The sequence below is a fragment of the Yersinia sp. 1252 StPb PI genome (genome assembly GCF_048593885.1).
Classification (GTDB): domain Bacteria; phylum Pseudomonadota; class Gammaproteobacteria; order Enterobacterales; family Enterobacteriaceae; genus Yersinia; species Yersinia enterocolitica_E.
On sequence record NZ_JAZGQE010000178.1, the window covers coordinates 1 to 8,899 of the forward strand.

Genomic DNA, 8,899 nt, shown 5'->3' on the forward strand with positions numbered 1-8,899 from the left:
CCCCTCAGCCATCCATAATTTATTTTATTATCGTTAAATTACTTCTTATCTTATTCCCCTTCAAATCAAATTAACTTTATAAAAAATCGCCAATAAAAGATCGGTTATAGCCATAAAAATGCCCCGGCTTGATTAATCGTTTGGTTTGTATACAAGGTGGGGAAATCACTGCGGCCTCCGAATCTCGTCACGATATTCGCATTCGGAAGCCACTCTTGATTGCATTCTTATTCGTCGAAGAACCAGTAACCCTGATTAATCAATTCGGTTAACTCAGCCATGAAAGCTGGGTTATTTAGTGCCTCACCTAGCTCTTTCTTGCCAATCATGGTGTAACGACACAGTGCGTCAGCAGCTTTAGCATCGGTGGTTTCCAGCCGCTCACTGTTGATAAAGAAACTGTCGCCAACTTGCAGAACACGTAAGCCACTCAGGCGCGTCAAGATCTGACCATCCATCAAAGCACCCACAATTTCATCCTGCTCGTAGGGTGGTTGCGCGGCAGAGATATCCAACTCATGGCGCGGCGTGGTAGCAAAGCGGCCGAACCACTGCTTAAAATCTTCCGGCTGATTAATCATATCGACCATCATCTGGCGCAAACGATCAAGCTCGTGTTGCTCAACCCGCCCCGGATGTTCCCGGCAGGTTAAATCAGGATCACTGTAGTGCTCACCGCCGAGATCTTTCTCCAGCGCATAGTCAGCAAAACTACTGATCAGATCTCTGCCATTCGGCCCGCGAAATCCGACAGAGTAATTGAGCGCCGTTTCATGGGTGAAACCGTCGTGCGGAAAGCCTGGCGGGATATATAAAATGTCGCCCGGTTCGAGGTCTTCATCAATGATTGGTGTGAAAGGCTCAACATGCAGCAGCGCTGGATGTGGACAAAACTGCTTTAACGGCAGTTTGTCACCCACGCGCCAGCGGCGGCTGCCCATCCCCTGAATGATAAAGACATCGTATTGGTCGATATGCGGCCCGACACCCCCACCCGGTACGGAAAAAGAGATCATCAAATCGTCTAAACGCCAGTCCGGCAGCACGCGAAATGGGCGCACCAGTTCGGCAGACGGAGCATGCCAGTGGTTAACAGCCTGAGCCAACAACGACCATCCGGTCTCACCCAGGTTATCAAAATGCTCAAACGGCCCATTACTGGCCTGCCACTGGCCATTACTATGGCTGACAAGGCGGCTATCTACCTCCGCTTCCATCGCCAAACCCGCCAGTTCGTCTGGCGTAATAGGATCAATGAAGTTAGGGAAGGCATTTTTTAATATAACAGGTTGTTTTTGCCAGTATTTCTCTAAAAATTCGGGCCAATTAAGATTAAGTTGATAAGCCATGCTTTAACACCAGTGAGAAGACAAACGGCCCTGATTATAAAGTGGCTGCCCCATAGGCCGCCTTGTCATTGGTCAAGGCTATGTCGAGCGCATCAGCAAATAAGTCTATCCCCCCTTGCAAGATGGGGGGATAACGCACCCTTTCTACAGAAAGACAGAAATAGTGGCCGGTCTTATTACAATGCGTTAAATCGTGTTTCCACCTCGGTTATGGCGTCTACCCGTGTTTGATGTCGCCCCCCTTCAAATTCTGCATCAAGCCAGGCATCCACAATCATCTTAGCCAGTTCCAACCCTACGACCCTAGAGCCAAAAGCCAGTACATTAGTATTATTATGTTGTCGGGAAAGCTGTGCCGAATAAGGTTCGCTGCACACTACCGCGCGGATACCGGGATGTTTATTTGCCGTAATCGAGATGCCTACGCCCGTACCACAAATCAAGACGCCACCATCAGCTTCCCCAGCCGTCACCGCCTCAGCAACTTCATTGGCATAACGTGGATAATCCGTACGTTCTGTAGACCACCAACCTTTGTCAATCACCTTGATGCCACGCGTTTGTAAGTGAGCAACAATATCCGCTTTCAGAATAAATCCAACATGATCACAACCCAGAGCAATACTTTTCATTGAATAACCTCTCATTCGTCAGTAAGCCAAACTTCACAAATTTCATTTTTATGTGAGCTAAAACGATACTTTTAGTTAAAAACCCCGACAATGGCGCGCAGCAATGTGTCCATTTTACGCACAATAATCATCGAATTTAAATAACTTGTGTAGTAACCATAAAGAACACCCCGTTAAACAACCTCCACGCAATACACGCAACAAATTGATTTTAATTATAATAAATTGATTTATAATATTTAACCCCAACCAATGAGAGACTACACAAACCATAGTTACTTTATAAATTATCAAATTCTGTGAAGTTGATTGCATATTTCGTCAACACATTGTGGTGATATAGTGACGTCTTCAATTTTTGGACATGGGACCGAGATGAGTCAGTCAGAGTTTGATCAAGGTATTCCTAACGGGATCGGTATCGCCCCCTACCTACGAATGAAGCAGGAGGGGATGACGGAAAATGAAAGCCGTATTGTTGAATGGTTTCTTACACCTGGGAACTTGAGTGCCGCACCGGCGATTAAGGATGTTGCCGAGACCCTCATGGTGTCGGAAGCGATGATTGTTAAAGTTTCAAAACTGCTGGGTTTTAGTGGCTTTCGCAATCTGCGCAGTACGTTGATTGATTACTTCTCGCAGTCTGAACAGGTGTTACCGGCTGAGTTATCGTTTGATGAAGCGCCAGAGGATGTGGTTAATAAGGTATTTAACATCACCCTGCGCACGATTATGGAAGGGCAATCGATCGTTAACGTCGATGAAATCCACCGCGCTGCACGCTTTTTCTATGGTGCCAGACAGCGTGATTTATACGGCGTGGGTGGCTCGAATTCGATTTGTGCCGATATCGCGCATAAACTACTGCGTATAGGTGTGCGTTGCCAGGCTTACCAAGACGCACACATTATGATGATGTCCGCTGCATTACTGAAAGAAGGTGATGTGGTGCTGGTAGTGTCCCATTCCGGGCGCACCAGTGATTTAAAAGCCGCTGTAGAATTGGCAAAGAAGAATGGAGCGAAGATTATATGTATTACTCATAGCTATCACTCCCCTATTGCCAAACTGGCTGATTTTATTATTTGCTCGCCAGCACCAGAGACCCCTTTATTAGGGCGAAACGCCTCAGCGCGTATATTACAACTCACATTATTAGATGCATTTTTTGTTTCTGTAGCACAACAAGATATTGAACGAGCCACGATTAACCTGGAAAAAACCGGCGCTATTGTCGACTTTTTCCGGCGAGATAAATAATAGTAATAAAAAACCGGCATGCCTCTATTTTAAGACATGCCGGAACTCTCTCCCTACAATGAGAAATGAGCCATGAATAAACTTCTAAAACTCTTTAGTGGTGCAGCCATAGGTATGATGTTATCCACCAGTGCGTTCGCTGCCGCAGAGTATGCGGTTATTTTAAAAACGCTCTCTAATCCTTTTTGGGTGGATATGAAAAAAGGAATTGAAGAGGAGGCAAAAGTATTAGGTGTCAGTGTAGATATATTTGCGTCCCCCTCTGAAGGTGACTTTCAGTCTCAACTGCAATTATTCGAAGATCTGAGTAATAAGAATTACAAAGGTATAGCCTTTGCGCCACTGTCTTCAGTTAACCTGGTTATGCCTGTAGCTCGTGCCTGGCAAAAAGGAATTTATCTGGTCAATCTCGACGAGAAAATTGATATGGATAATCTGAAAAAAGCTAAAGGCAATGTCGAGGCCTTTGTCACGACCGACAATAATGCGGTAGGTGCCAAAGGAGCGGCTTTTATTATTGATAAATTAGGCACTACCGGTGGTGAAGTCGCTATTATCGAAGGTAAAGCGGGTAACGCTTCTGGTGAAGCACGCCGTGCGGGAGCAACGGAAGCATTTAAGCAAGCCAACCAAATCAAATTAGTTGCCAGTCAGCCTGCTGATTGGGATCGTATTAAAGCGCTAGATGTCGCCACCAATGTTTTGCAGCGCAACCCCAATCTGAAAGCTATCTATTGTGCCAATGACACCATGGCGATGGGGGCAGCACAGGCAGTCGCCAATGCAGGTAAAGTTGGCAAGATTCTGGTTGTCGGCACCGACGGAATCCCCGAAGCACGTAAGATGGTAGATGCCGGGCAAATGACCGCCACGGTTGCACAAAACCCAGCGAATATCGGTGCTACCGGGTTGAAGCTGTTGGTGGAAGCGGTTCAACGGGGGAAAGTGATCCCATTGGATAAACAGCCGCAGTTTACGCTAGTGGATTCTGTACTGGTCACCAAATAGCATTATAGCCGTACCCACCCGGCTAACATCCGGTTAAAGAGCCAGCCACTCACTCGGCTTTCCTCTTACGGGTTAGCTCGGGTAAGGGTAGATTTCGGTAGGAATAAAAACTAAGGTGATTATATGGTCACGCCTTATATCTCTATGGCGGGGATCGGCAAATCCTTTGGGCCGGTTCATGCCTTAAAGTCCGTTGATTTAACTGTTTTCACACATGAAATTCATGCGTTATTAGGTGAGAATGGCGCAGGTAAATCAACGTTAATGAAAGTATTGTCAGGTATTCATTCCCCAACGAGTGGCTCAATAACTATTAATGATATTAATTACGACAAACTGGACCATAAACAGGCAGCGCAATTAGGTATCGGAATCATTTATCAGGAACTTAGTGTTATTGATGAATTGACAGTATTAGAAAATCTTTATATTGGCCGTCACCTGACGAAAAAAGTCTGCGGTATAAACATTGTAGACTGGAGAAAAATGCGTATCCAGGCAGCAATAATGTTATTGCGCGTGGGTTTAAAAGTCAGCCTTGATGAAAAAGTGGCTAATTTATCTATCAGTCATAAACAGATGTTGGAAATTGCTAAAACATTAATGCTCGATGCTAAAGTTATTATTATGGATGAGCCAACCTCATCACTGACTAATAAAGAGGTAGATTATCTCTTCTTAATTATGAATCAGTTGCGCAAGGAGGGCACGGCCATTGTTTATATCTCTCATAAACTGAATGAGATCCGCCGTATTTGCGATCGCTATACAGTAATGAAAGATGGTAGCAGTGTGTGTAGCGGCATGATTCAGGATGTCACTAACGACGATATTGTGCGCTTGATGGTCGGGCGCGAATTACAAAACCGCTTTATTGCCTTCAAAGAAAATGCCGGCAACGTGGTACGCGACACGGTGTTTGAGGTGAAAAACCTGACCAGTCGCGATAAGAAAAAAGTCCGCGATATTTCATTTGCTGTCAACCGGGGCGAGATCTTCGGGTTTGCCGGTTTGGTGGGTTCTGGCCGCACCGAATTAATGAATTGCCTGTTTGGTGTCGACAAAACCAGCCATGGCGAAGTCTGGCTGAATGGCAAAAATATCACCCCCCGCTCCCCGCTGGATGCACTGAAAAAAGGCATGGGCTATATCACTGAAAGCCGGCGTGAAAACGGTTTTTTCAGCAATTTCTCTATCGCTGAAAACATGGCTATCAGCCATAGCTTAAAAGAAGGGGGTTACAAAGGTGCAATGGGGTTGGTTAAGCCACAGCTTGAGCAGGAAATTGCCGAAGAACAACGCAGCCTACTGGCACTAAAGTGCCATTCGGTGTCGCAAAACATCACAGAACTGTCTGGCGGGAATCAGCAAAAGGTATTGATTTCTAAATGGTTATGCTGTCATCCCGACGTGATTATTTTTGATGAACCCACCCGAGGCATTGATGTGGGTGCTAAAGCCGAGATCTATAAAGTGATGCGCACCCTTGCAGATGAGGGAAAAGTCATTCTGATGGTCTCCTCTGAGCTTCCCGAAATTATTACCGTTTGCGACCGTATTGCGGTGTTTTGTGAAGGACGATTGACGCAAATCCTGACCAACCGTGATGACATCAGCGAAGAGGAGATTATGGCATGGGCATTACCACAAGAGTGAAATCGGATACGGCTGGGAAAAAGCCGTTTAACTTCGCCGCTTTTTGGGATAAATACGGCACTTTTTTCATTCTGGCGATCATTGTGGCTATCTTTGGCTCTATTTCGTCGGAGTATTTCCTTACTACCAATAACATCACGCAAATATTCGTCCAAAGCTCGGTCACCGTATTAATTGGGATGGGGGAGTTCTTTGCCATTTTAGTGGCGGGGATCGACTTGTCTGTTGGTGCGATTCTGGCGCTGTCTGGCATGGTTACCGCAAAATTGATGCTGGCAGGGGTCGATCCAATATTCGCAGCACTGATTGGTGGTGTGCTGGTAGGTGGCGCGCTGGGGGCCATTAATGGCTGTCTGGTCAACTGGACCGGCCTGCACCCTTTCATCATCACTCTTGGCACCAATGCCATTTTTCGCGGTATCACCTTGGTGATTTCTGATGCCAACTCGGTGTATGGCTTCTCGTTTGAGTTTGTAAATTTCTTTGCTGCCAGTGTGTTAGGCATTCCGGTACCGGTGTTATTCGCCCTGTTTATCGCCATAGTGCTTTGGTTTCTGACCACCCGTACACGCCTTGGGCGCAATATCTACGCCTTGGGCGGCAATAAAAACTCAGCTTTCTATTCCGGCATTGATGTGAAATTTCACATGCTCGTAGTGTTTATCATCTCGGGTATTTGTGCCGGTCTTGCTGGCGTGGTTTCGACAGCCCGCCTTGGCGCGGCTGAACCTCTGGCCGGGATGGGGTTTGAAACCTATGCCATCGCCAGTGCCATTATTGGTGGTACCAGCTTCTTCGGGGGCAAGGGGCGCATCTTTTCAGTGGTTATTGGTGGCCTGATTATAGGCACCATCAATAACGGCCTAAATATTCTCCAAGTACAAACCTATTACCAACTGGTGGTGATGGGCGGCCTGATTATTGCCGCTGTCGCCCTCGACCGACTTATCAGTAAGTAAGGACTCGATAATGAAGATATCTCCCTCCCTGATGTGTATGGATTTGCTGAAATTTAAAGAGCAAATTGAATTTATTGACCAAAATGCGGACTATTTTCACATCGACATTATGGATGGCCATTTTGTGCCTAACCTGACACTGTCCCCCTTTTTCGTCAGCCAAGTGAAGCGTATCGCCAGCAAACCACTGGACTGCCACTTAATGGTGACGCGCCCACAGGATTACATTGCTCCTTTGGCAAAAGCGGGCGCAGACTTTATCACGCTGCACCCAGAAACCCTCAACGGGCAAGCATTTCGCTTGATCGAGGAGATCCGCAGTTTAGGGATGAAAGTCGGCCTGATCCTCAATCCAGAAACACCGGTCGATAGTATGAAATATTACATTCATAAAGCAGATAAAATAACCGTCATGACGGTGGACCCGGGCTTTGCCGGACAGCCATTTATCCCTGAAATGTTAGATAAAATTGCTGAACTGAAAGCCTGGCGTGAAAAAAACCAGCTTAATTATGAAATTGAAATTGATGGTTCTTGTAATCAGGCAACTTACCAACGTCTGATTGAGGCTGGGGCCGATGTGCTAATTGTTGGCTCTTCCGGGCTGTTCAATCATGCCTCTGATATCGATAAAGCCTGGGCGCTGATGTCGCAACAAATCATTCATGCCAAGAGTGAGGTGTTACAGCATGCCTAAATATGACGTGGTGATCGGAGTCGATATGGGGGCGACCCATATCCGCTTTTGCTTACTCAAACGCGATGGCGTGATGCTTCATTGTGAGAAATTACGTACCGCTGATGTCATTGTCTCGGGGTTAGTTGCTGGATTAAGCGCCCGACTGCATCAATATCTTGAACGTTATAATGCATGCTGCCAAGGGCTGGTCATGGGGTTCCCGGCACTGGTAGAGAACGACAAAAAGAGCATTATTTCCACGCCAAATTTACCGTTAACCTCGACTGACCTGGCGGGGCTGGCCGATAAGCTGAGTGCAGCGCTGCACTGCCCGGTTCAATTCGAGCGCGATGTTAATATGCAACTCTCCTATGACGTACATGAACATCAACTTGAGCGGCAATTGGTCCTCGGTGCTTATCTTGGTACCGGCATGGGTTTTGCTATCTGGATGAATGGCGCCCCCTGGACTGGAGCACACGGCGTGGCAGGTGAATTGGGGCATATCCCCATGGGAGATGATGAAAAGCAGTGTGGATGCGGCAATTACGGCTGTTTGGAAACCACCTGCTCCGGTTTGGCGTTACGCCGATGGTATGACAGCACGCCGCGCGAGTTTGAGCTAAGTGAACTGTTTCTCTATGCCTCCAGGCAGCCGTTTATTGTGCAGTTTATGCAACGGACGGCGAAAGCCATTGCCACCAGCATTAACCTGTTTGATCCCCATGCAATAGTGCTCGGCGGCGGGGTGATGGATATGCCGGGTTTCCCACTAGAAGCATTGATCCGGCAAATACGAACTTATTTGCGCCGCCCGCTTTCCCATGACGTAGTGCGCTTCGTGCAAGCTTCATCGTCAGCATTTAACGGTGCCAGCGGCGCTGCGACAATAGCCAGTAAACAGTGGTTTATTTGACTGAACCTGCGTGTTCTTAAACGATGTCCTCTGCATCAGATATCGGCATATTGAGCCGCATGCTGATTATCTGCCCCGCAGCAGACCGGATTTCAAGTCGCCAGTGTTACCCTTCCCTGACTCAGAGCTGCCCCACGACCCATACCGGTTTTAAACAATATTCGCCGTTGCCGACCGGTATAATTTTAACATGCTGGCCTGACTTATTTTAATATCTTAGCTGCCTGTGCAAGGTAGTCGCTCTTCGACAGTCATATTATCAATATATTCTTTGGCTAATTATTTGCTGAAATTGATATTCTATTTTTCGCATATTTAAAGACGAAATTATTCTGTAGAACTGTCATTTCAAATAATCATCCTCATGATATAGTCAAATCCTATTATTTCACCAAGAAGACTCACAATAAGTGTAATTAACCACTCTTTTCATGTTGTTT

General features: G+C 46.6%; 8 protein-coding genes. 6 read left to right on the forward strand and 2 right to left on the reverse strand.

Translation table 11 applies throughout. The features are described 5' to 3' along the window. Positions 1–227: 227 nt before the first annotated feature. Both V2A85_RS19400 and rpiB read right to left on the reverse strand, forming a co-directional pair. Positions 228–1,349, reverse strand: coding sequence for a JmjC domain-containing protein (locus tag V2A85_RS19400; RefSeq protein WP_420072128.1), 1,122 nt, complete (start codon positions 1,347–1,349; stop codon positions 228–230). Between the two features lie 176 nt (positions 1,350–1,525). Further along, positions 1,526–1,981, reverse strand: coding sequence for a bifunctional allose-6-phosphate isomerase/ribose-5-phosphate isomerase RpiB (gene rpiB / locus V2A85_RS19405; protein ID WP_050081743.1), 456 nt, complete (start codon positions 1,979–1,981; stop codon positions 1,526–1,528). 375 nt (positions 1,982–2,356) lie between these two features. Here rpiB and V2A85_RS19410 point away from each other — a divergent pair, with 375 nt between their 5' ends. The 6 genes from V2A85_RS19410 (at position 2,357) to alsK (ending at position 8,459) form a co-directional block, all read left to right on the forward strand. After that, positions 2,357–3,241: a MurR/RpiR family transcriptional regulator gene (locus V2A85_RS19410; RefSeq protein WP_083159713.1), complete on the forward strand. Its 885-nt coding sequence runs from the start codon at positions 2,357–2,359 to the stop codon at positions 3,239–3,241. A 72-nt stretch (positions 3,242–3,313) separates the two neighbouring features. Next, entirely contained in the window at positions 3,314–4,249 is a 936-nt protein-coding gene (alsB, locus tag V2A85_RS19415; protein WP_420072129.1) for a D-allose transporter substrate-binding protein, read from the forward strand. A 123-nt stretch (positions 4,250–4,372) separates the two neighbouring features. Further along, positions 4,373–5,905 carry a D-allose ABC transporter ATP-binding protein AlsA gene (alsA, locus tag V2A85_RS19420; protein WP_420072130.1) on the forward strand — a complete coding sequence of 511 codons (1,533 nt, stop codon included), beginning with the start codon at positions 4,373–4,375 and terminating at the stop codon, positions 5,903–5,905. Next, on the forward strand, positions 5,884–6,864 hold the full coding sequence (gene alsC, locus V2A85_RS19425; protein ID WP_049605299.1) for a D-allose ABC transporter permease: 981 nt from the start codon (positions 5,884–5,886) through the stop codon (positions 6,862–6,864). The genes alsA and alsC overlap by 22 nt, the downstream gene beginning before the upstream one ends. Positions 6,865–6,874: 10 nt before the next feature. Continuing rightward, positions 6,875–7,561 (forward strand): D-allulose 6-phosphate 3-epimerase, encoded by a 687-nt coding sequence (gene alsE / locus V2A85_RS19430; protein WP_372558315.1) that lies wholly within the window; start codon positions 6,875–6,877, stop codon positions 7,559–7,561. Beyond that, on the forward strand, positions 7,554–8,459 hold the full coding sequence (alsK, locus tag V2A85_RS19435; RefSeq protein ID WP_420072131.1) for an allose kinase: 906 nt from the start codon (positions 7,554–7,556) through the stop codon (positions 8,457–8,459). Before alsE ends, alsK begins: the two co-directional genes overlap by 8 nt. Positions 8,460–8,899: the final 440 nt, after the last annotated feature.

Bases quoted from the DNA above. Each gene is read 5' to 3' on its own strand.
- V2A85_RS19400 (WP_420072128.1), bottom strand. From the start codon at position 1,349: ATGGCTTATCAACTTAATCTTAATTGGCCCGAATTTTTAGAGAAATAC.
- rpiB (WP_050081743.1), bottom strand. From the start codon at position 1,981: ATGAAAAGTATTGCTCTGGGTTGTGATCATGTTGGATTTATTCTGAAA.
- alsB (WP_420072129.1), top strand. From the start codon at position 3,314: ATGAATAAACTTCTAAAACTCTTTAGTGGTGCAGCCATAGGTATGATG.
- alsE (WP_372558315.1), top strand. From the start codon at position 6,875: ATGAAGATATCTCCCTCCCTGATGTGTATGGATTTGCTGAAATTTAAA.
- alsK (WP_420072131.1), top strand. From the start codon at position 7,554: ATGCCTAAATATGACGTGGTGATCGGAGTCGATATGGGGGCGACCCAT.
- alsC (WP_049605299.1), top strand. From the start codon at position 5,884: ATGGGCATTACCACAAGAGTGAAATCGGATACGGCTGGGAAAAAGCCG.
- alsA (WP_420072130.1), top strand. From the start codon at position 4,373: ATGGTCACGCCTTATATCTCTATGGCGGGGATCGGCAAATCCTTTGGG.
- V2A85_RS19410 (WP_083159713.1), top strand. From the start codon at position 2,357: ATGAGTCAGTCAGAGTTTGATCAAGGTATTCCTAACGGGATCGGTATC.